Source organism: Halomonas litopenaei, from assembly GCF_017303055.1.
Taxonomy (GTDB): Bacteria; Pseudomonadota; Gammaproteobacteria; order Pseudomonadales; family Halomonadaceae; genus Halomonas; species Halomonas litopenaei_A.
In genome coordinates this window covers 185879-212477 of sequence record NZ_JAEKJT010000008.1, presented here as the reverse complement: position 1 = coordinate 212477, position 26599 = coordinate 185879, and the positions used below count along the sequence as shown (strand labels likewise).

At 63.2% G+C, this 26599-nt stretch carries 21 protein-coding genes; 12 read left to right on the top strand and 9 right to left on the bottom strand.

Annotation, left to right across the window (positions count from 1 at the left end):
- Positions 1-112 precede the first annotated feature (112 nt).
- The 8 genes from JF545_RS16600 (at position 113) to JF545_RS16565 (ending at position 9863) form a co-directional block, all read left to right on the top strand.
- The gene (locus JF545_RS16600; RefSeq protein ID WP_206943910.1) at positions 113-289 is read left to right on the top strand and encodes a hypothetical protein; all 177 of its coding nucleotides are present in this window, start codon (positions 113-115) and stop codon (positions 287-289) included.
- On the top strand, positions 279-3272 hold the full coding sequence (locus JF545_RS16595) for an ATP-binding protein (RefSeq protein WP_206943908.1): 2994 nt from the start codon (positions 279-281) through the stop codon (positions 3270-3272). The genes JF545_RS16600 and JF545_RS16595 overlap by 11 nt, the downstream gene beginning before the upstream one ends.
- Positions 3250-4647 carry a sigma-54-dependent transcriptional regulator gene (locus JF545_RS16590; RefSeq protein WP_206943906.1) on the top strand — a complete coding sequence of 466 codons (1398 nt, stop codon included), beginning with the start codon at positions 3250-3252 and terminating at the stop codon, positions 4645-4647. Before JF545_RS16595 ends, JF545_RS16590 begins: the two co-directional genes overlap by 23 nt.
- Positions 4648-5756: 1109 nt before the next feature.
- Positions 5757-7160, top strand: coding sequence for a polynucleotide adenylyltransferase PcnB (pcnB, locus tag JF545_RS16585; protein WP_206943904.1), 1404 nt, complete (start codon positions 5757-5759; stop codon positions 7158-7160).
- Between the two features lie 5 nt (positions 7161-7165).
- Entirely contained in the window at positions 7166-7684 is a 519-nt protein-coding gene (gene folK, locus JF545_RS16580; RefSeq protein WP_206943902.1) for a 2-amino-4-hydroxy-6-hydroxymethyldihydropteridine diphosphokinase, read from the top strand.
- Positions 7685-7830: 146 nt separating this feature from the next.
- Entirely contained in the window at positions 7831-8622 is a 792-nt protein-coding gene (gene panB, locus JF545_RS16575; protein ID WP_206943900.1) for a 3-methyl-2-oxobutanoate hydroxymethyltransferase, read from the top strand.
- 9 nt (positions 8623-8631) lie between these two features.
- The gene (gene panC, locus JF545_RS16570; protein ID WP_206943898.1) at positions 8632-9480 is read left to right on the top strand and encodes a pantoate--beta-alanine ligase; all 849 of its coding nucleotides are present in this window, start codon (positions 8632-8634) and stop codon (positions 9478-9480) included.
- An 8-nt stretch (positions 9481-9488) separates the two neighbouring features.
- Positions 9489-9863 carry a translation initiation factor Sui1 gene (locus JF545_RS16565; RefSeq protein WP_206943897.1) on the top strand — a complete coding sequence of 125 codons (375 nt, stop codon included), beginning with the start codon at positions 9489-9491 and terminating at the stop codon, positions 9861-9863.
- Between the two features lie 163 nt (positions 9864-10026).
- Here JF545_RS16565 and JF545_RS16560 read toward each other — a convergent pair whose 3' ends face one another.
- Complete coding sequence (locus tag JF545_RS16560; protein WP_206943895.1) at positions 10027-10896, bottom strand: NAD-dependent protein deacetylase; 870 nt, start codon at positions 10894-10896, stop codon at positions 10027-10029.
- 142 nt (positions 10897-11038) lie between these two features.
- On the opposite strand from JF545_RS16560, the gene JF545_RS16555 reads away from it, so the two are divergent.
- The gene (locus JF545_RS16555) at positions 11039-11956 is read left to right on the top strand and encodes a nuclease-related domain-containing protein (protein ID WP_206943893.1); all 918 of its coding nucleotides are present in this window, start codon (positions 11039-11041) and stop codon (positions 11954-11956) included.
- Between the two features lie 11 nt (positions 11957-11967).
- On the opposite strand, the gene JF545_RS16550 is transcribed toward JF545_RS16555, so the two are convergent.
- Positions 11968-12804 carry a ribonuclease T2 family protein gene (locus JF545_RS16550; RefSeq protein ID WP_206943891.1) on the bottom strand — a complete coding sequence of 279 codons (837 nt, stop codon included), beginning with the start codon at positions 12802-12804 and terminating at the stop codon, positions 11968-11970.
- A gap of 97 nt (positions 12805-12901) precedes the next feature.
- Between JF545_RS16550 and JF545_RS16545 the strand changes: the two genes are divergently transcribed.
- Entirely contained in the window at positions 12902-13681 is a 780-nt protein-coding gene (locus JF545_RS16545; protein WP_206943889.1) for an ATP-grasp domain-containing protein, read from the top strand.
- Between the two features lie 38 nt (positions 13682-13719).
- On the opposite strand, the gene JF545_RS16540 is transcribed toward JF545_RS16545, so the two are convergent.
- The 6 genes from JF545_RS16540 to JF545_RS16515 all read right to left on the bottom strand — a co-directional run bounded on the left by JF545_RS16540 (position 13720) and on the right by JF545_RS16515 (position 21584).
- Positions 13720-15435: a BCCT family transporter gene (locus JF545_RS16540; protein ID WP_206943887.1), complete on the bottom strand. Its 1716-nt coding sequence runs from the start codon at positions 15433-15435 to the stop codon at positions 13720-13722.
- 149 nt (positions 15436-15584) lie between these two features.
- A complete protein-coding gene (locus JF545_RS16535; RefSeq protein WP_206943885.1) occupies positions 15585-16922 on the bottom strand; it encodes a deoxyguanosinetriphosphate triphosphohydrolase in 1338 nt (445 codons plus the stop codon).
- Positions 16923-17045: 123 nt separating this feature from the next.
- Positions 17046-18542: a tripartite tricarboxylate transporter permease gene (locus tag JF545_RS16530; protein ID WP_206943883.1), complete on the bottom strand. Its 1497-nt coding sequence runs from the start codon at positions 18540-18542 to the stop codon at positions 17046-17048.
- 1 nt (position 18543) lies between these two features.
- A complete protein-coding gene (locus JF545_RS16525) occupies positions 18544-19029 on the bottom strand; it encodes a tripartite tricarboxylate transporter TctB family protein (protein WP_206943881.1) in 486 nt (161 codons plus the stop codon).
- Positions 19026-20012, bottom strand: a complete 987-nt coding sequence (locus JF545_RS16520; protein WP_206943879.1) for a Bug family tripartite tricarboxylate transporter substrate binding protein — start codon at positions 20010-20012, stop codon at positions 19026-19028. Before JF545_RS16520 ends, JF545_RS16525 begins: the two co-directional genes overlap by 4 nt.
- A 357-nt stretch (positions 20013-20369) precedes the next feature.
- Entirely contained in the window at positions 20370-21584 is a 1215-nt protein-coding gene (locus tag JF545_RS16515; protein ID WP_206943877.1) for a CaiB/BaiF CoA transferase family protein, read from the bottom strand.
- 325 nt (positions 21585-21909) lie between these two features.
- Between JF545_RS16515 and JF545_RS16510 the strand changes: the two genes are divergently transcribed.
- Both JF545_RS16510 and JF545_RS16505 read left to right on the top strand, forming a co-directional pair.
- Entirely contained in the window at positions 21910-23493 is a 1584-nt protein-coding gene (locus tag JF545_RS16510; RefSeq protein WP_206943875.1) for a peptide MFS transporter, read from the top strand.
- A 2-nt stretch (positions 23494-23495) separates the two neighbouring features.
- Positions 23496-25313: an aminopeptidase P family protein gene (locus JF545_RS16505; RefSeq protein ID WP_206943873.1), complete on the top strand. Its 1818-nt coding sequence runs from the start codon at positions 23496-23498 to the stop codon at positions 25311-25313.
- A 122-nt stretch (positions 25314-25435) separates the two neighbouring features.
- Here JF545_RS16505 and JF545_RS16500 read toward each other — a convergent pair whose 3' ends face one another.
- Positions 25436-26407, bottom strand: coding sequence for a hypothetical protein (locus JF545_RS16500; RefSeq protein ID WP_206943871.1), 972 nt, complete (start codon positions 26405-26407; stop codon positions 25436-25438).
- Between the last annotated feature and the right edge of the window lie 192 nt (positions 26408-26599).

The following is a 26599-nucleotide window of genomic DNA, read 5'->3' as shown; positions in this document are numbered from 1 at the left end:
AGGCGAGTGCTCAGAGGAGAGTGCTCAGAAGAGAGTGCTCAGGGTTCAGGGCTCGGCGCTATGGGCCTGATCCGTGCAGCGCATCGCCCATTGCCGGGACGGAGAGACTAACGTGTACGTCTATCGCGTCATGCTGTTGCTGGTGTTTTGTGGCTATTTGCTGTCCCCTTTGCTAATGACCGGCTGGGGCCAACAGGGCAGTGCCTGGTACCGCCCGTTTCTCATCTGGGGTGTGCTGATCGCCTTGACCCTGTGGCTGGAGCAGAAACGGGCCCTGGATGAACGCTGAAGCTGCCGCCGTCACGCTACTGGGTCTCGGCTATCTGGTGGTGCTGTTTGCCGTCGCTACCGCAGTAGAACGCCACTGGGTTCCCGCCGGCTGGAGTCGAAGCCCCCTCGTCGGCATTCTCGCCCTGGGGGTCTACGCCAATGCCTGGGCCTTGGCGGGAAGCATCGGTGTCGCCTGGCAGTGGGGCTACGGCTATCTGGCATATTCGCTTGGGGCCGCCGGCAGCTTTCTGCTCGCCCCTGTGCTGCTGGTCCCGCTGCAGCGCCTGGCACGCACCCATCAGTTGTCGTCCCTGGCCGACCTGTTTGCCTTTCGCTTTCGCTCACGCTGGGTCGGTACCAGCGTCACGCTATTAAGCCTGACCGCCGCCATGCCGTTGGTGGCCATGCAGGCGCAGGCCATGGGACAAGCCATCCAGCATGTCACCGCAGCGGCCCCCGCCTGGCTACTCTCACTGTGCTTTTGCGCGATTATCACGCTGTTCGCGATTCTTTTCGGTGCCCGTCACACCCACGCGCACCGCAGATACGATGGTCTCACCGCTGCCATGGCGGTCGAATCGCTGATCAAGCTGGCCGCCTTCCTCGCGCTCGGGGCCTATGCGCTGTATGCCATTTTTTCCGGTCCAGGGGAGCTGGAACAGTGGCTATCAGGCCCGGCTGCCGACCTGCAGCAGGCGCACCAGCTGGATGCTGCCCAGTGGCGAACCCTGCTGCTGCTGTTCTTTGGCTCCGCCCTGTTGATGCCCCACATGTTCCATATCAGCTTCGCTCGGCCGCTGAGTCGCCGCACTCTGCTGGCGGCAGGCTGGGGAGTGCCACTGCTGCTACTGCTGCTGGCCCTGCCGGTGCCACTGATCCTGTGGGGCGCACAGCGGCTGGGAGTCGCCGATAGCGCTCAGACCGCCACCTACGCCATCTTCGCACTGTCCACATCACCGAGCGTGCTGGCGATAGCGTTCATTGCATTGCTGGCCGCTACCTGCGGCACGCTGATTCTCACCGCACTGGCCCTGGCCGGAATGATGCTCAACCATCTGGCCTTGATCGCCCACCCCCCGGTGGAACAGCCCGATCTCTACCGTCGCCTGCGATGGTTAAGACGCGCCCTGATTGCCACCGTGATTCTCGCAGGGTGGGGCTTCTCTCAGGCGGTCGATGCCTCCACCGAACTGACACGTCTGGGCCTGGTCTCGGTGATTGGTATGGCCCAATGCCTGCCTGGTCTGCTGGCGCTGCTGTACTGGCCGGGAGCCAACCGCAAGGGTGTGATGACGGGGCTCGGGCTGGGTACCCTGGTATGGTGCCTGGGGCTATGGCTGCCCTTGATTACCCCCCTGCCCCCCTTGCTGGCACCGCTTGACCTCCTGCTGAGTCTGCTGGGTAGCGACAGCCTTGCCCCTCTACCCGATTGGTATCAGGTATCGCTGACCTCGCTGGGGCTCAATGCCCTGAGCCTGATTCTGGTGTCCCTGGCCTCGTCCACGTCCCCACAGGAGCGTGCCGCTGCCGAAGCCTGCTCGGTCGATGCGGTCATTCGCCACAAGCGGCTGCCGCTGTCCATCGCCGATGGTGATGACGCCAAGAAGCGCCTGGCTAGCGCCCTGGGTGAAGACGTCGCCGAGCGCGAGGTCAACCAGGCCCTGGCCAGCCTGCGTCTGTCGGCCAATGACGCCAGGCCCTACGCCCTGAGACGACTGCGCGAGCGGATCCAGGCCAATCTCTCGGGCCTGATGGGGCCATCGATTGCCCAGGATATCGTCGATCACTACCTTCCCTACCGCCATGATGGCCCCCCGGCCCGGGAGGATATCCACTTCGTCGAACACCGGCTGGAGGCCTACCGTTCGCGCCTTACCGGCATGGCCCGTGAGCTGGACGAGCTGCGTCGTCATCACCGCCACATGCTGGCCCGACTTCCGGTTGGTCTGTGCGCCTTCGGCGACGATGACGAGATCCTGATGTGGAACGACGCCCTCAGCGAGCTCACCGGCATTGCAGGAGAAGAGGTGATCGGGGCACACCGGGCAGCCCTGCCGACACCCTGGAACACGCTGCTTGGGGACGTGCTGGCAGGACAGCGTGAACGGGTCTATCACCACGCCATGACGCTGCCCCAGGGCGAACGATACATCAGCCTGCTTCGGGCCCGTCTGGATACCGAGGCTCCCGCGGATAGCGCCGGTGGCACCGTCATTCTGGTAGAAGACCACAGCGAGATGAAATGGCTGGAAAACGAGCTGATCCATGCCGCCCGCCTGGCATCCATCGGGCAGATGTCCGCGGGGGTCGCCCACGAGATCGGCAATCCAATCACCGGAATTTCCTCACTGGCACAGAATTTGCGCTACGACACCTCGGACCCTCACGTACTGGAGACGGCCCAGCAGATCCAGGTGCTGACCGAACGCGTCTCGCGAATCGTCGGCTCGCTGGTGGGGTTTGCCCACGGCGGCAGACATGTCGGCGGCAACGCATTCACTACGGTGTCAGCCAGGCAGCTGGCCGACCAGGCGCTGCACCTGCTTCGCCTGTCCCGCCCCGACGCCACCCTGGCGCACGCCAATCGTTGCGCCCCGCACGTCGAGGTGTATGGCGACCAGCAACGCCTGTTACAGGTATTGGTCAACCTGCTCACCAATGCCTGCGATGCCTGCCCCACCACCGACAGCATCTTCATCGATGCAGGCCAGGGTGAAGAAGGTCCGTGGCTGAGCGTGACCGACGCCGGACCAGGGATTGACCCGAAGATCCGCGCACGCCTGTTCGAACCGTTCGCCACCACCAAGCCTCCCGGCCAGGGGACCGGCCTGGGGCTTGCGCTGGTCGTCAGCATCGTCGCCGAACATGACGGCAAGGTAGAGGTCATATCGCCTCTGCCAGGGCAGGCCAGAGGGACCCGAATTCAGGTATGGTTGTGTTCACCCGTTGTCCATCGATCCGCCCAGGACGCCGCACCCCATGAGCCGAATCCTGATCGTTGAAGACGAAGCCATCATCCGCTCCGCTCTGCATCGCCTGCTGGAGCGACATGACCACCACGTCGAGGAGTCCGACTCGGTCGAACAGGCCCAGCAGCGCGACTTGCAGGCCTATGACCTGATCATTAGCGACCTGCGCCTGCCTGGAGCCCCCGGCACCGAGCTGATTGCCCTGGCCTCGCCATGCCCGGTGCTGATCATGACCAGCTACGCCAGCATGCGCTCCGCCGTGGAGGCCCTGAAACAAGGCGCTGTCGACTACGTGGCCAAGCCGTTCGATCATGATGAGCTGCTGGAAACCGTTGCCCGCATCCTCCACCGCCAGTCCAGCCAGCGCAGCAGTCCGCCCGCGGTTGCCGACGAGGCGGGCCAGCGGCGCACCATGATCGGCAACTGCCCTGCCATGCAGACGGTCTATACCCGTATCCGCAAGACCGCACCAGCGGACGTCACGGTACTGATCCTGGGCGAATCCGGGACCGGCAAGGAATTGGTCGCCCGGGCGCTGCATCAGCAGAGCCGGCGTGCCAACGCGCCGCTCATCTGCGTCAACTGCGCAGCGATTCCTGAAACGCTGATCGAGTCGGAGCTGTTTGGCCACGAAAAAGGGGCCTTTACCGGCGCCAGCGCAGCCCGCACCGGCCTGGTTGAAGCCGCCCATGGCGGCACCCTGTTTCTGGACGAGATTGGCGAGCTGCCCCTGGATGCCCAGGCGCGCCTGCTCAGGGTGCTGCAAGAAGGAGAGATTCGCCGCATCGGTTCGGTGGAGACCCGGCACGTGGACGTGCGGCTTGTCGCAGCGACCCATCGCGACCTGCGGGCGCTGTCGCGAAGCGGTGACTTCCGGCTCGACCTGTACTACCGCCTCAATGTGATGCAGATCGACCTTCCTCCGCTGAGGGAGCGCGAGGACGATATCCTCGAGATCGCCGATGCCCTGCTGGCGAAGACCTGCAAGCGTCATGCGAGGGAGGAGCTGAGATTATCGCGTGCCGCACGCCGGGATATCGCGGACTACCCCTGGCCAGGCAATGTCAGGGAACTGGAAAACGCCCTGGAAAGAGGGGTCATCTTGGCCGAGGGCCAGCTGATCCATCCAGATGACCTGGGCCTTGCCATGCCCGTCACACCCCGCTCGCTTGCCGATCCCCTGCCGACGGCGGCCAACCTGGCGGAGCATGACGTCGCGCGCAGCGACGCCCAGAGTGACGCCGACGACCTGTCGCTGGAAAACTACTTTCAGCACTTTGTGCTGGAGCACCAGGACCAGATGAACGAGACCGAGCTCGCCAACAAGCTGGGCATCTCTCGCAAATGCCTGTGGGAAAGGCGTCAACGGCTCGGTATACCTCGAAAGCGCCCTGCTCGACGCCAGTGATGACCAGCGTACGCTCCAGGTGACGTCTTCTTTCAGCGCTGGAGGCAACGCCGCGCCGCTCTCTACCCGGCGCCCGATGCCGCGCCTCCCTCTTCCTGGCGCCCGACGCTCACTACCCGGCGCGCGATGCCGCGCCTAATGGGCTTTCATCGGCGCCAGACGCCCCACTGCCAGCATGTCGCTGATCTCCTGTCCGGCCCCCTGCTTTGGTTCATTCGACCATGGTGCAAGTGTCTGTAGCGATCAATACAGGCATTGTAGGCCCTGCACGCCAGCTACCTCTTGATGCACCGGTTGTTACCATCCAACCCAAAAGAGTGCGCCAAAATGGGTAGCCCGAGGTAACACAAACAACCCGGCGGCTTGCCTCGAACCAACTACAAAGAGACAAGTCGCTGTTTAAAAAGAAAAAAATCAAAGTAGGCACGACAACTGCAGTAAGTCTGGGCAAGAACAACAAATTCCGGCGATCGTGGACAGCCAACAACAACAATCTGTCAGAACACGATCAGATCCGCCGCCCTAACAACAACAACGCTTCATGATGAAGCAGGCGGATTGGGCACTAGGCGACGCGGCCCCACAACAAGAACAACACGGGACCAGCGCAGCGCACATTCGTCGAACAACAACAATACGACGAAGCCCGGAGTACCAGGACGCGACGCGCCACAGACGACCGACCAACAAAAGCAACAAGGTCGTCAGAGCGCACTCTCGGCAACAATGACAATAAGCCGAGGGGAGGCATCATATGCCGTCGTGGTTGGATTATTGTTTTGAATACGAGGCGGTCGCCGTCAGGAGCGCCAATAACAACAATATCATTGCTTGCCTGAACCTCCTTGGTGACTGTGGTGCGTATTCAAGGCGATGCGCCATCACGAAGAAGAATCAGCAGCACGGACGCTGCATCCTGCTTTGATGGGGAGGCCCTTGGCCTCCCCTTCTGCTATCCGGCAATCACCACCGTCATGCCTGCTGAGCAGCCCACTTCGGCGCCAGCCCCTCATGGCTGACTCATGACGTTGAGGCGACCGCGCTTTGCAAGGCAGAAAGCGTCCGCTACACTCAACACCTTTCAGACCCCCGCGAGTCCATATCGCCGCATGATCAAAGGATTTACCCGCTTTCTGCAGAGCCCAGGAGAACACTTGAAGTCCCTGTTTGGAGCTCAGGAAGCCGTCGCAGGACCGCCGATGCCACGCGTACTCACTCGTGACGAACACCCCGTGTCCCGTCGCCAGTTCAGCGAAGCCTCCCTCAAGGTACTGTACCGGTTGCACAACGCAGGCTATGAAGCCTACCTGGTAGGCGGCTGTCTGCGTGACTCCTTGTTGGGCATCGACCCCAAGGACTTCGACGTCGCCACCGATGCCACTCCCGAGCAGGTGAAGCAGCTGTTTCGCAACTCACGCATCATCGGACGCCGCTTTCGCATCGTGCATGTGCGATTTGGCCGTGAGGTCATCGAAGTCACCACGTTCCGTGGCAAGCCGCGTGATGACCATGGCGACCACCTCGCCTCACAATCCGATGATGGTCTGCTGTTGCGCGACAATGTGTGGGGCAATATCGAGGAAGACGCCCTGCGCCGCGACTTCACCGTGAACGCGCTGTACTACAACATTGCCGACTTCACGCTGCATGACTTCGCCGGCGGCGTCGATGACATCGCCTCGCGCACGCTGCGCCTGATTGGCGACCCCGAAACACGCTACCGTGAAGATCCGGTGCGCATGCTGCGCGCCATTCGCTTCGCGGCAAAGCTCGACTTCGATATCGCGCCGGACACCGAAGCGCCCATCGCCGAGATGGCACCGCTGTTGCTGCAGATTCCACCCGCGCGCCTGTTCGACGAGATCTTGAAGCTGTTCCTCTCAGGAGAGGGGCTCGCTACCTTCCGGCTACTTCGAGATTACGGCCTGTTCGCCATGCTGTTCCCCGAGGCCGATGAGTGCATGGAAGAGCTGCCTTGGGCTGAGGCGCTGATCGAACAGGCACTGGAAAGTACCGATCGCCGCATTCGCGATGATCGTCCCGTCACGCCCGCCTTCCTGCTCGCTGCCTTTATGTGGGGGCCGGTATACTGCCGCCAGCGGGACCTTGAAGCCGAAGGCATGCCGCCCGTGCCCGCCTTGCAGGCCGCTGCCCAGCAAGTCATCAGCCGCGAGCTTCAGCATGTGTCCCTGCCCAAGCGCTTCAGCATGCCCATGCGAGACATCTGGGATCTGCAGCAACGGCTGCCCATGCGTCGTGGCAAGCGTGCCTTTCAGACCCGCGACCACCCACGCTTCCGTGCGGCCTACGACTTCCTGCTGCTGCGCGAGGCCGCGGGTGAGATCGCACCGGGCCTGGGTGACTGGTGGACGGCCTTCCAGGAGGCCGACGAGCACGAACAACGCCGGCTGCTTGGCAAGGTGGGAGCCGACCCTGCTGGCACCGCAGCACCGCGCAAGCGCAGACGTCGCCGTCGCAAGCCGCGCAGCACCCCGCCTTCTTCGGATGAGTGAGCCCGATGGCAGCACGCTACATCGCTCATATCGGCCTCGGCAGCAACCTGGAAAAACCGCGCAGGCAGGTTGAGACAGCACTGGCTGAACTCGACGGCCTGCCGCTTACCCGGCGCGTGGCGGCCTCGCGCCTGTACGCCAGCCGGCCTGTCGGCCCCCAGGATCAGCCGGATTTCGTCAACGCCGTTGCTACGCTTGAGACCGCGCTGTCGCCGCTGGCACTGCTGGATCAACTGCAAGCGCTGGAACAGCGCCATCGACGCAGAAGAGAGCGCCACTGGGGTCCTCGCACGCTGGACCTGGATCTATTGTGGATGGCGAACATCACGCTTGCCCTCCCGCGGCTGACATTGCCCCACCCAGAGCTCGCCCACCGTGCCTTTGTCGTCCTGCCGCTGGCCGAACTCGATCCCGCGCTGACCCTGGCAGATGGGCGGACCCTCGACAGCCTTGCTCAGCAGATGGAGGAGGCCCTGCACCGCGGCGACCTGCACCTGCTGACGGCTTCCCCGGTAGACGGTTGACGCCGGTTCACCAAGACACAGTTGAAGACTCTCCCCCGCTTGGTCAATGTTACCTATCGACACAGATTCACCCATCGGTAACAATCCGCGGTAATCACTCAGGGGCGGCCACGATGCACGCCCTGTTGCCAACACGAGAACACGCCATGACTTCTGTCACCCTGAGCTCGCTGAAGGCTCGCAAGCGCGCCGGTGAACCCTTCAGCTGCCTGACCGCCTACGATGCGTCCTTCGCCGCCAGCGCCGGCCGCGCCGGTATCGACGTTCTGCTGGTAGGGGATTCCCTGGGCATGGTACTGCAGGGACACGACAGTACCCTGCCCGTCACCATGGACGACATCCTCTACCACACTCGCTGCGTCGCACGCGGCAAGGGTGACAGCCTGCTGATGGTCGACCTGCCGTTCATGGGCAATCCTAGCCGCGAGCGCCTGCTCGACAATGCCGCCGCGCTCATGCGCGCCGGTGCAGAGCTGGTCAAGGTCGAGGGCGAGGGTTGGATGGCGGACGATATCCGCGAGCTGACCCGACGTGGCGTGCCGGTATGCGCCCATCTCGGCCTCACTCCGCAAACCGTGCACCAACTGGGCGGGTACAAGGTTCAAGGCCGCGAGGCAGAAGCCGCCACCCGTATTCTGGAGGACGCGCGTCTGTTGGTCGACGCCGGCGCTTCCGTCATTCTGCTCGAATGCGTGCCGGCCAGCCTGGGCCGCGCGGTCAGCGAGGCCCTGGAGGTCCCGGTTATCGGTATAGGCGCGGGCCCAGACACCGACGGCCAGATCCTGGTGATGCACGATATCCTCGGGGTCACTCACGGGCGCACGCCGCGCTTCGTGAAGAACTTCCTGGCCGAGGCTGAAGATATCGAGGGTGCCTTCCGGCGCTACCACGAAGCGGTGCTCAGCCGCGAATTCCCCGCTGCAGAGCACTGTTTCTAGGAGAGTAGCATGCACGTCCACCCCGCCATCGCGGACCTGCGCGAGGCGCTGCGACCTCATCGCTTGGCCGGTGCCAGAATCGGCCTGGTACCGACCATGGGCAACCTGCATCAAGGCCACCTGGCCCTGGTCGAGGCAGCGCGAGAGCGCTGTGACCTGGTCGTCGCCTCGATCTTCGTCAACCCGCTGCAGTTCGGCCCCAGTGAGGACCTGGACAACTACCCGCGCACCATGGAAGCCGATCTGGCCAAGCTGGAAGCGGCGGGCTGCGATATGGTGTTCACCCCGACGCCGGCGATCATGTATCCCGAGGGACTCGAAGGCCAGACGCTGGTTCGCGTACCCGGGGTCAGCGAAGGTCTGTGCGGAGGTTCCCGCCCTGGGCACTTCGACGGCGTATCGACCGTGGTCAGCATGCTGTTTCACATCGTCCAGCCCGATGTCGCCTGCTTCGGCGAAAAGGATTATCAGCAGCTCGCGGTGATCCAGCGCATGGTTAGCGATCTCCACCTGCCCATCGAGATTGTTGCCGTCCCCACCGTACGCGAGGCCTCAGGCCTCGCGATGTCTTCGCGAAATGGTTATCTCAGCGCTGCCGAGCACGCCACCGCGGCTGAGCTGCAGGGCACTCTGGTGCAGCTGAAACAGGCGCTGCAGCAGGGCGAAGACGTCGCTCGCACCCTGCAACACGGCAAGACTCGCCTTGAGTCACTGGGTTTCAGGCCCGACTATCTGGAGCTACGCCGTCGTGATCTGGGTCACGTGGCTGCCGATACCCGCGAGGCCGTTCTGTTGGTGGCCGCTCGGCTCGGCGCCACACGCTTGATCGACAACCTGTTTGTGACACTGCCGCGCTAGGAGTCCATATGCCATCGCTCAAGGACCAACTTGGATCGCTCGTCTATTCCACCGAGCACGGTGATATCTGTCCCCAGTGTCGAGCGCCCAAGGAGGCTTGCCGCTGTGATGAGATCGCTGACCAGGCACGCCTTGAAGAGCTGGACGGGATCGTGCGCATCCGCCGGGAAACCAGCGGTCGCAAGGGCAAGGGCGTCACCACCATCAGCGGTGTGCCACTGGCCGAAAAGGAACTGAAGGCACTGGCCAAGGAGCTGAAGAAGCGCTGCGGTACCGGGGGCGCCCTGAAGGATGGCATCATCGAGATCCAGGGCGATCATCGTCAGGTGCTGAAGGAAGCCCTCGAGACAAAAGGCTTCAAGGTCAAGCTGGCCGGTGGCTAAGGGCCCCTGGCGCGCGGCGAGAGGTAGCCGCGAGCAGAGGCAGAAAGAGGTGGCAGCCTGGGCGCCCCTCTGACGATGCACCGCGCTGCTGGCGACAGCCCTGATAGCCTAAGCCCTGATAGCCTGAGCCCTGGTGACCACAGCCCTGAAAACCAGACCGCGGCTAGCCAGAACCCAGCTGGCTTGCCAATGCCGGCAATACCTGATCGACGGCCCCATCAAGCTTCAGGGTAAACAGGTCATCGGCACGGGTCTTGCCCAGGTTGATGCAGGCGACGGGCTTTCCGGCCTTGACGCTCTCGCGCACGAAGCGAAAACCAGAAAACACCATCAGCGACGACCCCACCACCAGCAAGGCGTCGCTGTCATCGAGCAGGGCACGGGCGTCAGCCACAACAGCCGCAGGCACATTGTCACCGAAGAACACGACGTCTGGCTTCCAGATACCGTCACCGCAGCGCCCACAGGCAGGCACATCGAAGCGTGAAAAGTCGGCTTCCAGATCCGCATCTCCGTCAGGGGCGGCCGCGATCCCGGAGTGGTCGAAGGTCCAGTCAGGGTTACGACGCGCCAGCTCAGTATGCAGTGCATGCCGCATCTGGCGGGCACCACACTGCATGCAGACTACCTGATCGGCGCGGCCATGCAGGTCGATCACACGCCGGGAGCCACTGCGCTGATGCAGGCCATCGACGTTCTGGGTGATGATGCCGGACACCTTGCCGAGCCGCTCCAGTTCGGCCAGGGCACGATGGGCGAGGTTAGGCTTGGCGTCGTTGAGCACGCGAAAGCCGATCAGCGCCCGCGCCCAGTACCGCTGCCTTGCGCCATGGTGGGCCATGAAGTCACGATGATCGATCGGCGGGGAGCGTTTCCAGTCCCCCTTGGCATCGCGATAGTCGGGGATCCCGCTGGGCGTGCTGATACCCGCACCACTGAGCACGGCAATGCGCCGATGACGGTGACAGAAGTCGACCAGGGCGCTGGATGATAAAGCTGCTGGCAGCAATGTCGAGCGGATAGCGTCCGGCATGATGGCTCCTCATCAGAGACAACAAAGACCGGATCAGCCTGGCTATCCGGCGCCACCAGTTTACATGTCCAAGGGTCGCATGGCCCGGATGCCCCTTCATTGTCTACAATGGACAACATTCTGCTACGGGCAAGGAGTGCCGATGGCCTGGCTGGATTACCTGCTGCCACTGTTCTTTCTGTTTCCACTGGCGGCCGCCGCGACGGTGGTGGTGGCACTGCGCAGCTTGCACGATCCGCGCGTGCATTCCCCGTTTGATGCACACCCCCTGCGAGAGCCAGGGCAGCTGCTGCGCGATCGCCTCGACAGAGCCTTCGCCAGTCTATTCTTGAATGCGGCCCTGGGGCCGGTGCTGGTGCTGACTCCGCTCGTCTACGGCATGGGCCGCATGCTGTTTTCACGCCACCAGAACTGGCTGGAATGGGCCTTCTACGGCGTGCTGTGCACCCTGCTTGCCATCGTCTTCAGTTTCCGTCTGATGCGTGACTATCAGCGTATTCGCCGGATCAAGCTCGGTCTGGCGTGTGAGCTGGCGGTCGGGCAGGAGCTGGAACGCCTTATCCGACCTGAAGCTCACCCCTTTTTCGTCTTCCATGATGTGCCGGCCGACACCTTTCTGATCGACCATATCGCGATCACTCCCTACGGCGTCTTCGTGGTCGAGACGCGCGCACGTACGCCGGGTATCAGTCCATCGGGCGACGTTCAGGATACCGTCGTGGTAGAGCACGAGCGCCTGCGCTTCCCCGGCTGGCTAGAGCGCCGTCCGCAGCGCAAGGCTCGGCAAGCCACGCGCTGGGTGGCATCCTGGCTGTGCCGTGAGCTGGGACAGCCCGTGCCGGTACAGGGGATCCTGGCGCTGCCAGGCTGGAAGATCGAGCGTGAAGTGAGCGCAGATGATCTCCAGGTCGTCAGCGGCGAAGGCCTGGCAGCCCATCTGACCGACGCCCGCCCCGCTAACACGGCCATGGACCCCGTCCTCCACGACCGGGTGATCGATGCCCTCCAGAAACGTGCCCTGACGCGAGAGCTGAGCCATCTGGAAGGCCCCTCTGTCTAACCGGAGCAACGCTAGCTGTTGCGGCGCAGCTCGATGCGGGCCGGGCAACGCCCGAAGGCCACCGACGCGAGGCTGTGCCTGGCAGGGAAGTCGTCGACGTGCTCGGCCTCGATGCCGACGCGTATTTCCGTCAGCAGGCGATTGCCTGGCCCACCACACACCAGCGCCAGTGCACGGCCGCTCCCCCGACCAAAGCTTTCCTCGAAGGCAGCGATCAGATCGCGGCGTGCCACGGTACGGCCTCGCTGTGCTCGCACGAATGCTCCCAGCGCACTGTCGTTGACGATCTCCACCAGGGCCAGCGAGCCATCAAAGTACTGGTCATCCGTCATCCCCATGCAGGCTCCGTGCTTGGCGTATTCGTAGCGATCCAGACAGCTGGCACTACCAGGCATGGCGGCCGTCAGCTCCTGCTCCAGGGCACTGTCGGACAGTGAAATCGCGGGGCCCGCCTGACAGAAGTCTCCCGCCGGTCTCGGACGCTCGATGAAACACCCTTGCCGCTGCCATTCCTGCGTACTCAGTCCCTGGGCGATCCAGCGATCTGGGCGAGACGGCCATAGCCCGTGCAAGACAAAGCCCTCATCGGTACCCGCCAGCAACGCGGGGTCACGACATTCCCGCGGCGGCTGACGACGGCTGCCGCAAAAGCCGGGATGCCAGGTCAAGGCCAGGACATAATGGTCAAAATGCGGTTGCTCCAGATCCAGCAGCGCTGCACGCTGCTCCTCCGCGTCGTGGGCCTCGACCGCGCTCCCCAACATTGCCAGGGCCAAGGCCAGCGCCATGGCCAGGGACAGAACCCAACGCTGACCTGGCTTGTCGGCCACCACCGTCGCGTAGGTCATCCGAGCTCCCCGCAGGCGACTTGCAAAGGCGCGCCACAGTTGGCAAGGTGCGCGCCCTCGATATTTCCACTCTGTTGTCTTTCTGGATAACTGTTTCATGAAGCTGATCACCTTTGATCCGTTACGGAGCCTGGGGATCTCGCAGGCGCGCTATATCAAGCCTGACCACATGGACGAGCACCGCCAGGAATTGGCGGAAGCTGACGCCCTGCTGTTCCCCGAGTACTGGCAGATCAACGCCCTGGCCTATGGCCTTGGCCAACGAGTCTTCCCTAGCCTGGCAACCTATCACCTGGGCCATGACAAGATAGAGCAGACGCGCGCCTTCCGCGCCTGCTGTCCGGAAGCGACGCCAGACACTGCCATCCTGGGCGTCAATTCCCAGGCGATACACGACGTGGAGGCACGCTTTGGCTACCCCTTTGTGGCCAAGCGGGTGCGCAGTGCCATGGGGCAGGGTGTGTGTCTGATTCGCTCTCGGCAAGCTCTGATCGACTATCTGTCCAGTGAGAACCTGCTCTACGCCCAACGCTATCTGCCGATCGACCGGGACCTGCGTATCGTGGTGGTAGGGAAGCGTATTCTGGCCGCCTACTGGCGCCAGAGTCCGCTGGATGACTTTCGCACCAATGTGGCGCAAGGTGGAGAAATCCGCCACGACCCAGTGCCCGATGCGGCGCTAGCGCTGGTAAAGCGCCTGTCGTCACGGCTGGGCATCGACCACGCGGGCTTCGACATTGCCATGGTCGAGGGGCGCCCCATGGTACTCGAATTCAACCGACTGTTCGGAAATCAGGGCATCGACGCGCCTGAAACCACCGTCCCAACCGCCATTCTCGAGCATCTGGGCGCCCCCTCACTGCCGCAGGCAGCCTGACGACGACCCTCGCAACAAGGGCCGCCGCGCCGCGTCCACTACAGGCGAGAAGGATGACTGCCGGGGTCACCCTCCACATGGGGACGATCATCATGGCTGACGCCATGATGTTCACCTTCCGGAAGCTCCCAGGTGCCTTCCTCGGTCCAGGGGTCATCCTCCGGGAACTCCTCGATATAGATTTCCTTGTCGGTATAGTCAGGCTGATAGCGCAGGTCGTAGTGCGCCGCTCGCACCGTCGAGATACACAACAGCAGCGCCACCAGCAGCAACGGCACCCCACCCACGACGGATGCTGTCTGCAGGGTCTCCAGGCCTCCGATGAACATCAGTACCGCCGGCATGAACGACAGCGCGAAGGCCCAGAACAGTCGATTCCATCGCATCGGCTCTTCATCGACCTCCTTCTGCACCACTGCTGCCAGGATGTAGGAAATCGAGTCGAAGGTGGTGGCCGTGAAGATCAGGGCCAGCAAGGTGAAGGCGAAAATCACCAGATAGCTCAGCGGCAGGGTCGACAGGGTGGCAAAGATGGCCGCCGTGGCGCTCTCTTCGTTGAGGATAGTGACCAGGTCCAGGGTGCCGGACAGGTGCAGGTAGAGGCCGTAGTTGCCCAGCACGATAAAGAACAGGGCACAGCCGAGGGAGCCGAAGAAGATCGATCCCGCTACCATGGAGCGAATGGTCCGCCCACGCGAGATGCGCGCAATGAACAGCCCCACGCTGGGCGCAAACACCAGCCACCAGGCCCAGTAGAAGATGGTCCAGTCCTGGGGGAAGTGAGTGGACTGGAAATTCTCGAATCGCGCAAAGGGCTCGGTCCAGGTGCCCATGTGCACCAGGTTGCTGAGAACCCGCCCCAAGGCGTCCAATCCGGTGCTGGCCATGAACTCGGTGGGCCCCACGACGAAGACGAAGACCAGCAGCCCGGTGGCCAACCAGAAGTTGATGTCGGAGAGCACCTTGATCCCCTTCTTGAGCCCCACAAAGGCGCTGTAGCCAAAGATCGCGGTGCACAGCATCAGCACGAAGATTCGCGCGGCCAGGGTCTTGGGCACACCAAACAGCTCATACAGCCCTTCATTGATCAGCGGGGCCGCCAAGCCCAGCGTGGTGGCCCCGCCGCCGAGCATGCCAAACACGAACAGTACATCGATCAGTTTGCCTGGCCAGCGGTGGGCGCGACTCTCACCCAGCACGGGCATCAGGGCCTCGCTGATCTTGAGCACGCTGTGATTGCGCACATAGTAGAAGTAGGCGATCGGGATGGCCGGAATCAGATAGATTGACCACGCCACCGGGCCCCAGTGAAAAATGCCGTAGGCCGCCGCCCATCGAGCGGCATCTGGCGACAGAGGCTCGGCGTGAAACGGTGGCGCCTGGTAGTAGTAGATCCACTCGATCATCGACCAGTACAGGATCGAGGCTCCGATCCCGGCACAGAACAGCATCGCGGCCCAGGATATTGTCGAAAACTCGGGTTGTTCTTCAGGGTCCCCGAGCTTGATCTGCCCAATATCGCTGAACACGATAAACAGCATGAAGCCGCTCGCGCCCAGCCCGAGCGCCAGATAGAGCACGCCAAGTTCATTGGTAATGAAGTTCTTGGCCGCCAGCACCCAGGTGGCGCCCTGTTCGGGGAAGATCACCAGGGGCACAGTGACGGCAAGAAGAAGGAACAGCGAACCGAAGAAGGTCGGTTTGTCGATCACGTCAAAGCCATGATCGCTCTGGGGGGGCGTCTGCGTTTTCACAAATCAATCCCTTGTTATGTTTTTCCCCCTCAGTATACGAGAAAACCGCGTGGCGCCACCGTGCCGGCACCTCCGGTGGCCCACGCTACCTGCGCTTGCGTCAACGCCGCGGTGCCCTGCACCGACAGCAAGCCGCTGGGCAAGTCTGCCTAATCCCCGCGCAGCTTGCCGCCCATCTCCTGGGCCAGGTCTACCGCGTAGTGATCGGTCATGCCGCCGATAAAGTCCAGCATACGACGGTAGCTGTCATACAAGGACCAGGACGGCAGCGGCGTATTCTCGCCGATCAACGCCAATACCCGCTGATGCTTGAAGCTCGAATGCCCGGTGTGATGCAGCTCATGCGCCGCACCGATAAACGCCTCCAGCAGGATGCCCAACGTCGTGTAGGCGCCGATTTCCAGCTTGGCCTTGCGCGTGTTCTGGAAGATCCGCTTGCGCGCCAGCTGCTTGGCCAGCTTCACCCCCCAGTCAAGGTCCGGGTGGCACAGCTCCAACAGGTCTTGCTGCAGCGTGCCTGACAGCAGTTCCTGCTCGTGTTCGACGAAGACCTTGCCAACATCGGTGACGGCCCGCTCCATGGCCGCCCCCCGCAGCGCCGCGATACGGCGTCGCTGAGACACGCCATTGCGACACATCTCGGCATAGTCCGCTGGCTCTCCCCCGGCAATCTGGGTGAGAATTTCCGCCACCTCGTCAAAGTCCAGGATGTCCATCTCCACCCCGTCCTCGAGATCCAGCAAGGCGTAGCAGATGTCGTCTGCCGCCTCTACCAGCCAGGCCAGGGGATGACGGCACCAGCGATGCTCGCCCTGGGGGATCAGGCCCAGGTGCTCCGCCACCTGTGCCAGCGCGGGAAGCTCGCTCTGATAGCAGCCGAACTTGCCGGCCTGGCCACCGTGGGTCACTGTCCATGGATACTTCAACAGCGTGCCCAGGGTCGCCGCGGTGAGGCGCATGCCGCCACGAAACTGGTTGTATTCGATCTGGGTCACGATGCGAAAGCCCTGAGCATTGCCTTCGTAGGTCAGCAGGTCTTCACGCTCCAGCGGCGTCAGCCCGTCGAGCAAGCCGCTACCATTGTTCGCGGCACACTTGAACCAGTCACGGATGGCATACTCGCCGGCGTGACCGAAGGGCGGGTTGCCGATGTCATGGCCCAGACACGCCGCCTGGATGATGACGCCGAGATCCGCTGGGGTGATCCAAGCAGGCAGGCGATCACGCAGCAGCTCGCCCACGCTCATGCCCAGCGAGCGGCCGACACAGCCGACCTCCAGCGAATGCGTCAGGCGGGTGTGGATATGATCATTGTCGGTCAACGGGTGCACCTGGGTCTTGCGCCCCAGGCGACGGAAGGAACCCGCAAAGACAATCCGGTCATGGTCCTTGTGAAAGGGACTGCGCCCCACTTCATCGTGGGTGCTGCCACGTGGATCGTGCAATCGGACCGGATCCAGCAGGCGTTCCCAGTTCATGGTTTTCATGGCGGCTCCCTCCTTGTGAACCGCCATTCTGACACCAGCACCCTCATCAAGGCCACGCTCACCGAGAGCTCAGCCAATTTCCCAGGGCATACCGCCGCTCATCAGCCCTGGCGCCTTCCTGGCTTACTTGAGGCGGCGCCGGAGTAACATGGCGTAGACAGCCCCGGCGATGATCAACGTCACCGCGAAGACATAGATGCCGATGGAAATCCCGCTGTTCACCAGGATGCTCCAGTCGCCACCGCTGATCGACATGGCACGCCGCAGGTTGAACTCCATCTGACCGCCCAGCAGCAAGCCCAGCACCACCGGCACGGTCGGTATCTCCAGCTTGCGCAGGACATAGCCGAGCACCCCGAACGCCAGCATCATGTACAGATCGAAGGGACTATTGTTGAGCGAATAGACGCCCACGAAGGCGATCAGCACCACCATCGGCATCAGCAGCCAGCTGGGCGCCTGCAGCACACGAGCAAACAGTCCGACCAGCGGCACATTGAGGATCAGCAGCATGATGTTGCCGATAAACAGCGCCGCCACCAGCCCCCATACCATCTCCGGCTGCTGCGCGAACAGCAGCGGCCCCGGGGTGATGTTCATCGACAGCAGCAGCGCCAGCAGAATCGCCGTGGTGCCACTTCCAGGAATCCCCAGCGACAGCATCGGAATCAACGCACCACCGGCAGCGGCATTGTTACCGGCTTCCGGTGCAGCGACGCCGCGAGGGTCGCCGTTGCCGAAATCGCCTTTCGCCCCCAGCCAGCGCTTTTCCAGCATATAGGAGAGAAAGCTACCCAAGGAGGCACCGGCTCCGGGCAACACCCCCGACACGAAGCCGATCAGCGAGCCGCGTCCAATGCTGCCCTTGCAGGACAGCGACGACGTCATGCCCGGCCAGGCCGAACCCAGCTGGACGTGAGGCTTGTCGGCATCGTGGCGTTTTTCCAGAAACACCAGACACTCGGAGATCGCAAACAGGCCGACCAGCGCTACGATGAAATCGATGCCGTCATACAGTTCGAAGGTACCAAAGGTATATCTGGCGACGCTGGACACCGGATCGATGCCCACGGTGCCCAGCAACAGTCCCAGGCACGCAGCAATGAAACTCTTGGTGAAGCTACCGCTGGTCACGCCGCCGATGGTGGCAAACGCCAGCAGGAACAGCGCGAAGTATTCCGCTGGCCCAAACTTGATGGCCAGATCGACCAGCAGCGGGGCGAACAAGGTCAAGCCGATGGTGGCGATGGTTGCCCCCACGAAGGACGCCACCGCCGACAGCCCCAGGGCCTCACCACCGCGGCCTTTCAGCGCCATGGGGTAGCCGTCGAGGGTCGTCATCATGGCCGGCTCGTCACCGGGAATATTGAGCACGATGGAGCTGATACGCCCCCCGTACATGCAGCCGTAGTAGACGCTGACCAACAGGATCAGGGCCGCCGTGGGCTCCAGTCCAAAGTTGAACGCCAGCGGGATCATCAGGGCCACCCCGTTGACCGGCCCGAGTCCCGGCAAGGCGCCGATCAGGGTGCCCACCGCACAACCGATCAGCGCCAGCAGCAGAAATTCCGGCTGAGTCGCGACCGCGAAGCCCTGGGCAAGAAACGCTAAGGTATCCATGTCAGGCAGCTCCCCACCAGGGTACGTTCGGCAACGGCATGCCGAGGCCAAACTCGAACAGCACATAGAGCCCCACCGCCAGTCCGGTCCCGGCCACCATGGCCTGCTGCCAACGGGCACCAAACAGCCGCGTCAGCAGGACGGCACCGACCAGCGTGGCAGGCAGGAAGCCCAGCGCTTCCAGCACGCCCGCATAGGCAGCCAGCAACAGCAGCACTGCCAGCTGACGTGCAAGCCCGGCACGGTCCGGCCAGCGCTCGTTAAAGCCCGGCCGAAACAGCAGATACGCCGACAATACGCCTAGCGGCAGACTGACCAGCCGGGGGAAAGCCCCCGGCCCTACCGGCTGCATGAAGCCAGTGACGAAGCTGTGCGAATGCCACCAGGCGCCCAGCGCCAGCAGCAGCAACACCGCCCCCGCGATACGATCACCGACCGGTGCCGGCCGGCGATCATGATTCAGCTCGAGGTCATCGGTGTGACTCATTGAATGACCCCGATCTCCCGAGAGATCGCCTCGACCCGCTCGATGGACTCGACCACGAAGGAGGAGAACTCATCGCCACCGCGCCACAGCGGAACCAGGCCATTCTGGGCAGCAACCTCTTTCCATTGGTCGCTGGCGTACAGGGTTTCGAGGTCCTCTACCATGCTGGCATAGTCGTCGTCAGAGACGTCGCCACCGGTGTAGAAACCGCGCCAGTTGTAGCCGGTCACGTCGTAACCCTGGCTGACGGCGGTGGGCAGCTGGTCGAAGGGCGCCGGCAGCGGATCTTCTGACAGCACCCCCAGCACACGCACGTCACCCGATTCGATGAAACCTGCCACTTCGCCCAGGTCTGTCGACACCACATCCACATGGTTGCCCATCATCTGGGTCACCGCGGGACCGCCGCCATCGAACTGCACCCAACGCAGGGCGCCGACCTGGTCCCCAGGCAGCCCCGCTGCCTTGGCCAGCATCAAGGCCCGGATGTGGTCCCATCCACCCGCACCGCTGGAGCCGGCTACCGCCACAGAAGAGGGGTCCGCCACGATGGCCTCGAGCAGTTGTTCGAGGCTTTCGTATTCGCTTTCGTCATCGACCAGGATGACCCCGACATCGGTACCCAGCATCGCCAGCCAGCGCATGGTCTCGGCACCGCCGGGATAGCGGCCCTGGGCAATCTGGGTCATGCCCACCGTGCTGGTCGCCACCATCAAATCACTGTCATCGGCGCGCTTGGCCGCCACATTCGAAAAGGCCACGGCACCAACACCACCCGGCATGTTGGTGACTTGCACCGTGCCGTCCGTCAGTTCGAGGTCGGTCAGCAACTTGCCGACACTACGACAGGTAAAGTCCCAGCCACCGCCGGGGTCTGCCGGGGCAATGCACTCATCGATGGGCACGGCGTTGACGGTAGAGGACAGACCAAGACCCAGCGCGAGCAGCGGCAGTCCAATACGAGGCTTGAGCGAGAATGGCATGAGCAGGGCTCCTTGCAGAGTTTGTTGATTATTGGGGTATGTCGTGCTGTGGTGGCCACCGCCACCGGTGTCAGCGTTGCTTGCGGTGAAGCGACAGGTGCCTGGGTCGCCGCTGTCCTCCCATCACCTGGACAGCTGTTGCGGATGACTGCTACCGAGCGGGTCGGCATCTTCTACACGGCAGCGTGTTGACTTGCGCGTGTCCTATCGGATTAGCCAATACCTCTACGTTGCGCCGTCTCGCCTGGCTGTCTTCGCGCTCGCCTGTCGACGGCTCCGATCATGCCGACGGCTCCGATCATGCCGACGGCTCCGATCATGCCGACGGCTCCGAGCAGAGGCCGCTCCGTGACCAGGCTAGACAACGCCACGACGACGCAGGTCTTCGCACTGTGTTGCGTCAAAACCCAGCTCCGCCAGCACCTCGGCAGTATGCTCGCCCAGTTTAGGGGCCGGGCGCTGCAGCGCGGCCGGGGCCTCACGCATCTTGATCGGGAAGCCGGTCGTTGCGATCGTTCCCGCCTCGCCCTGATCCAGCTCCAGGCGCATCTGCTGGTCCAGAATCTGAGGGTCGGAGAAGGTCTCGCGAAGATCTTGAACGCGACCGCAGGGCACTCCTGCAGCATTGAGATGATCAATCCACTCCGCCACGCTGCGCTGTCGCGTGACTTCATTGAGTATCTCGCGAAGGGCGTCGCGATTGGCCATGCGCTGGCGATTGTCGGCAAAGCGGGGCTGCTCGAGCAGCGCATGCTGTCCCAGGGCTTCCAGCAGCCTGCGCACCATCACTTCACTGCTGGGGGCGATGGCCACCTCGCCATCGGCAGCCTCGAACAGTCCGTAAGGGTAGAGCATCGGGTGATCATTGCCGGTCCGCGTCGGGACCTTGCCCGTGGCAAAGAACTCCGCCGCCAGATACCCCAGCATTGCCACCAGGCCATTGGTCAGCGCCGTTTCCAGAATCTCCCCTTGCCCGGTTCGCTCCCGCCTTACCAGTGCGGCGCTGACACCGAAGGCCAGGTTGAGACTGGCGACCATGTCACTGATGGGGGGCGCCGCTCGCATTGGCTCGCCGCCCTCGGCACCATTGACGCCCATGAAGCCACTCATGGCCTGGGCCACAAAGTCATAGGCGGGCCGGTCACGGTAGGGACCGGTGGAACCAAATCCATTGATACGGCCGACCACCAGCCGAGGAAATCGTGTCCTCAGGGTGTCATCATCAAGCCCCATCTTCGCCAGCACCCCTGGTCGGAAGTTCTCCACCAGGACATCGGCACCGTCGAGCAGGCGGTCAAGCACCTGACGCCCCTCGGGGGTGCGCAGATTGAGGGTCATGGAACGCTTGTTGCGGTTGAACTGGGCAAAGTAGGCGCTGAAGCCGTTGACCATGTTGCCCTGCTTGCGCACCACGTCACCTTCGCCCGGTGTTTCCACCTTGATCACCTCTGCCCCGTGATCCCCCAGCATCTGGCTGGCAAAAGGACCGGAAATCACGCGTGTCAGGTCGATGACCCTGATGCCAGCCAGGCTCCCTGACAATCGCGTACTGTCCTGCACGGGTGCTTCCATGACGCTCATCCTGTCCGTTCAGCGAAGGGGCTCTGCCGAGAAACATCGACATTTCGACAATATAGAGGCTGACCCCGCATGTTGGACATACGCCTTTTCGCTGAGATGACAGGGGGTACGCGGCCAGTCAGACCGCCTGGGGTATTTCCCTCGAAGGACGATTTCCCTAAAATTCGCTGCCTTTATGCTGATCTACAGCAATTTCTTACGACTATCGGCACATTATTGTGTCTATTGCTCGCAATCTTCCCGAATGCCCTCTCGACTCGAGGCGCTTGAAGTAGAGGCGTAAGCACGCCTTCCCACCCCGAAAAGGTCTGGTCTCATGCAATCCACCCACTCACCCGGCTCCCACGCCGACAAGGGGTTCTTTGGGCATCCACGCGCCCTTGGCCCGCTGTTTTTCACCGAGATGTGGGAGCGATTCTCGTTCTACGGCATCCGGCCGATGCTGGTACTGTTCATCGCCGCCTCCCTGTTTGACGGTGGTCTAGGCCTCGACGCCAAGACCGCCGCCGCCATCGTGGGCATCTATGGTGGCGCCATCTATCTTGCCGCGCTGCCCGGCGGCTGGCTGGCGGACAACTGGCTCGGCCAGCGCCGTGCCGTCTGGTACGGCTCTATCCTGATCGCCTTCGGCCACCTGTCCATCGCCCTGTCCGCCCTGTTCGGCGCGATTGCCTTCTTTGTCGGGCTGATCTTCATCGTGCTGGGGACCGGCCTGTTCAAGACCTGCATCTCGGTGATGGTCGGCAGCCTCTATGACGAGAGCGATGTGCGCCGGGATGGAGGCTTTGCCATCTTCTACATGGGCATCAACATCGGCAGCTTGTTTGCGCCGCTGTTCACCGGACTGCTGATGGACTCCATGGGCTGGCATTGGGGCTTTGCCATGGGGGGCGTCGGCATGTTGATTGCCCTGCTGCTGTTTCGTCTGTGGGCGGTGCCCGCCATGCAACGTGCCGATGTCGAGCGTGGCCGGGCCTCCACCTGGGACGCTCCGGCCCAGCGACGCCGGCATGTGGGCGCCATCGTCAGCCTGTGTCTGGCCGCCCTCGCCGCCCTGGTCGCGCTGGTCGCCACTGGGGTGATCAGCATCGATGCCCGCGCCGTGGCAGAAGCCATGACCAGCGTCCTGATCGTGGCTGCGGTAGGGTTCTTTGCATACCTGATGCTGTTCTCCGGCCTTAACCGTGACGAGCGCATCCGTGTGACCATCTGCTTCGTGCTGATCGTGGCCGCAGCCTTCTTCTGGGCGGCCTTTGAGCAGCAGCCCACCTCTTACAACCTGTTCGCCGCTAACTACACCGACCGCAATGTGCTGGGCTGGGACATCCCCACCCTGTGGTTCCAGTCCCTCAACCCGGTCTTCATCGTGCTGCTGGGCCCGGTGTTCGGCTGGCTGTGGCCGGCCCTCGGCCGCCGTCACCTTGAACCCGGCAGCCCCATGAAGTTCGTCCTGGGATTGCTGCTGGCGGCCATGGGCTTCGGCCTGATGGTGCTGGCTGCACAGCAGGTACTCAGTGGACCTGGGCTGGTCTCTCCCCTGTGGATCGTCGGCAGCATGCTGCTGTTGACCCTGGGCGAGCTGTGCCTGTCACCGGTGGGGCTGTCGACCATGTCAGGGCTCTCTCCCCAACGCACCCAAGGCCAGCTGATGGGGCTGTGGTTCACCGGCGCCGCGCTGGGCAACCTGGTGGCAGGACTGATCGGCGGCCACGTCAATGCTGAAGAAATCCAGCAGCTGCCCGAGCTGTTCGGACGTTCGGCCATCGCCCTGGTCATCTTCGCCGCCGTGCTGCTGTTGCTCGTACCCGTGTTCAAGCGCATGCTGAAGCACCACCGCCTCATCGATCCGGCGTCCGCGCATCGCGCGGACGCTGAAGCTATCGTCAAAACAGGAGTCTGAGCATGTCCTCAACCAGCGCCGAGACCGCTCGCCAACGTCTCAGCGAACTGCGTGACGCGATGCGTCGCCATCAGGTAGACGCCTGGTGGTTACCTTCCAGCGATCCCCACAACAGCGAATACCTGCCCGAGCATTGGGCCGGGCGCGAGTGGCTTTCCGGCTTCGATGGCTCTGTCGGCACCCTGGTGGTGACCCAGGACGAGGCGGGGCTGTGGGTCGATAGCCGCTACTTTGTGCAGGCCGAGGCCCAGCTCGCTGGCAGCGGCATTGCCATGCAGAAGCTGACCCAGGGGCAGGCTGCCGCGCCGATGCAGTGGCTCAGTGAGCGGCTCGCCGAGGGCGACACGCTCGGCTATGACGCCCAGGTGGTATCGCTGGCACACGGCCGCCAGCTGGACGAACTGCTTGGCCAGCAGGGAGTAAACCTGCGTGGCGACAAGGACCTGCTCGACGAGATCTGGGCCGACCGTCCACGCCTGCCGCTGGAGCCCATCGAACCCCACGACCCGCGCTATCTCGATCAGACACGTGGTGAACGGCTGACCCATCTGCGCGAGGCCATGGCCGACCACGCCGCCGACTGGCACTTGATCTCGACCCTCGACGACATCGCCTGGCTGACCACCCTGCGTGGCTCGGACGTGGGCTTCAACCCCGTGTTTCTGGCCCACCTGCTGGTTGGCCGGGCGACAGCCACCCTGTTTGTCGCACCCGGCAAGCTGGACGCCGAACAGACTCAGGCGCTCGCCGAAGACGGTATCGAGGTCGCCGACTATGCTGACTGGGCACCGCGCCTGGCGGCTCTGCCCCGGGACGAGACGGCACTGATCGATCCGGCTCGCGTGACCCTCGGCACCCGTCAGGCGTTGCCGGCGGAGATGAACGTGGTCGAGGCGTTTCAGCCCAGCACCCTGGCCAAGGGCATCAAGACGGATCATGAACTGGCGTTCGTGCGCCAGACCATGGAAGCAGATGGGGCAGCACTGTGCCGTTTCTTTGCCTGGCTGGAGGAATGCCTGTCCCGCCAGGAACCGGTCAGCGAGCTCGATGTGGAAACCCGTCTGCGCGAACAGCGTGCCCAGCACGCTGACTTCGTCTGCGAAAGCTTCAACACCATTGCCGCCTTCAATGCCAACGGTGCCCTGCCCCACTACCGCGCCACCGCCGAGGCCTACTCGACGATAGAGGGTGACGGGCTACTGCTGATCGACTCCGGCGGCCAGTACCGTGGCGGCACGACCGACATCACCCGCATGGTACCGGTGGGCGAGGTGTCTCGGGCGCAGCGCGAAGACTGCACCCTGGTGCTCAAGGGCATGATTGCGCTGTCCCGAGCGCGTTTTCCAGAGGGTATCGCCGCCTCGCGGTTAGACGCCCTGGCGCGGGCGCCGCTGTGGGCCACCGGGCGTGACTACGGCCACGGCACCGGCCATGGAGTAGGCTACTTCCTCAATGTGCATGAGGGCCCTCAGGTGATCAGTTCCGGCGCGTCCGTCGCCGAACATACCGCCATGCGTGCGGGCATGATCACGTCCAACGAGCCTGGCGTATATCGGCCTGGCCAGTGGGGCGTGCGGATCGAGAACCTGGTCGCCAACCGCCCCGCTCCCGCGAGTGAGTTCGGTCACTTCCTGGAGTTCGAGACGCTGACCCTGTGTCCCATTGATAGCCGCTGCCTGGCTCCGCTGATGCTTGACCAGGCCGAGCTCGACTGGCTCAACGCCTATCATGCCGAGGTACGCCGCCGGCTGGCACCTCTGCTCGATGGCCCGGCGCTGGCTTGGCTTGAGGCGCGCACCGAGCCTCTGACGCTGGCCTGATCGCGACCTCGCCGGCGATCACGCCGACACGCTTAGCGTCAGAGCAAATCAAGAAGGGCTCCGCCATGGCGGAGCCCTTCTGTCGTTTCATGTCTGTCGTTTCATGGCAGGCCACAGCGTCCTTACAGGAAGGGGTTCTTGACCACCGGGATGAACATGAAGCGCAGATTCCAGTCGGCGTCCCACTCGTCACCGCGAATCACGCTGCGCTGAATCTCGGCGGCCAGGCGAACCGGCGTATTGCCCATGCGGATCACGTTGGAGTACCCCAGGCCAATCGGGAAATTGACCTTCTCTCCACTGTCCGCTTCCCAGTTGATCCGCACGTTGGGGGTCATGCCCACCAATTCGGTGCCACTGAGTCGATAGTTGAGAAAGTACTGAAGGTCGGTCTGGCTGGTGTGCTCCCGATCATCTTCACCGGCATAGGACCACCAATGCTGGGCCAGCAGGCCCATGTTCCAGCCACCAGGATTCGGCGCCAGGCGCGCGATCAGCGCCGCAGGACCGGCCTGGAATTTCCCCTGCCCCAGTACATCGTGCTCTGCGGTCGGGAAAATCTGCGTCATCCCCAGCCCCCAGATCACGCCATCGCTGCGAGCCGGGCCGGCCAAGGTGACCAGCGCCGTGTCACCGAGCCCCTCCGTCCTGCCCCGATGGGGGGCATTGCGACTCCACTCATCTGGGTCGATATCCAGCGGACTGCCACCACGAGCCAAGGTCCCGAAGCTCTCGTCCATGGGCGAGGAGTTGCACTGGAAGACGGGGCGCACCACCAGATTCCAGTTATCCTCGGCCAGCTCGAACGGGAATGACATGACGGGCTGGAACTTGAAGGAGTTCGACCAGCGCCCATCGAAGTCATCACCATCGAGATGGGTGTAGTCGTTCTGCATCCACAGCATCCAGGCGGAGCCGACCGGGTTGGTGGTCTCCTTGGCAATGGCGGCGAGGTCATCACCGGCGGCTGGGGCCTGCTCGCTGTGAGCGGGGACCGTGACCGGACGGCCGGAATCCTGGGCGTAAGCGCCTGTCGCCAAGGCACAGAAACACAAGCTCAGCAGGCTAAACCTGCCAATACGCGAAAAAGACATGGGAAAGACCCTCTCAGAAGCGCAGCAGCACTGCTGAAGCTGCAAACGTGGTGACAAGAGCGTGGCGGCTCAAACAATGTTTGGAGAGAATATGCTATTCCGCCATCACTCTAGGTCACTCATTGAGCGTTTGTGATACGCCCCTTGAGGTAGGTCAATTTCAACAGAGAGGTTATGCCCTTGCTGCGGCCA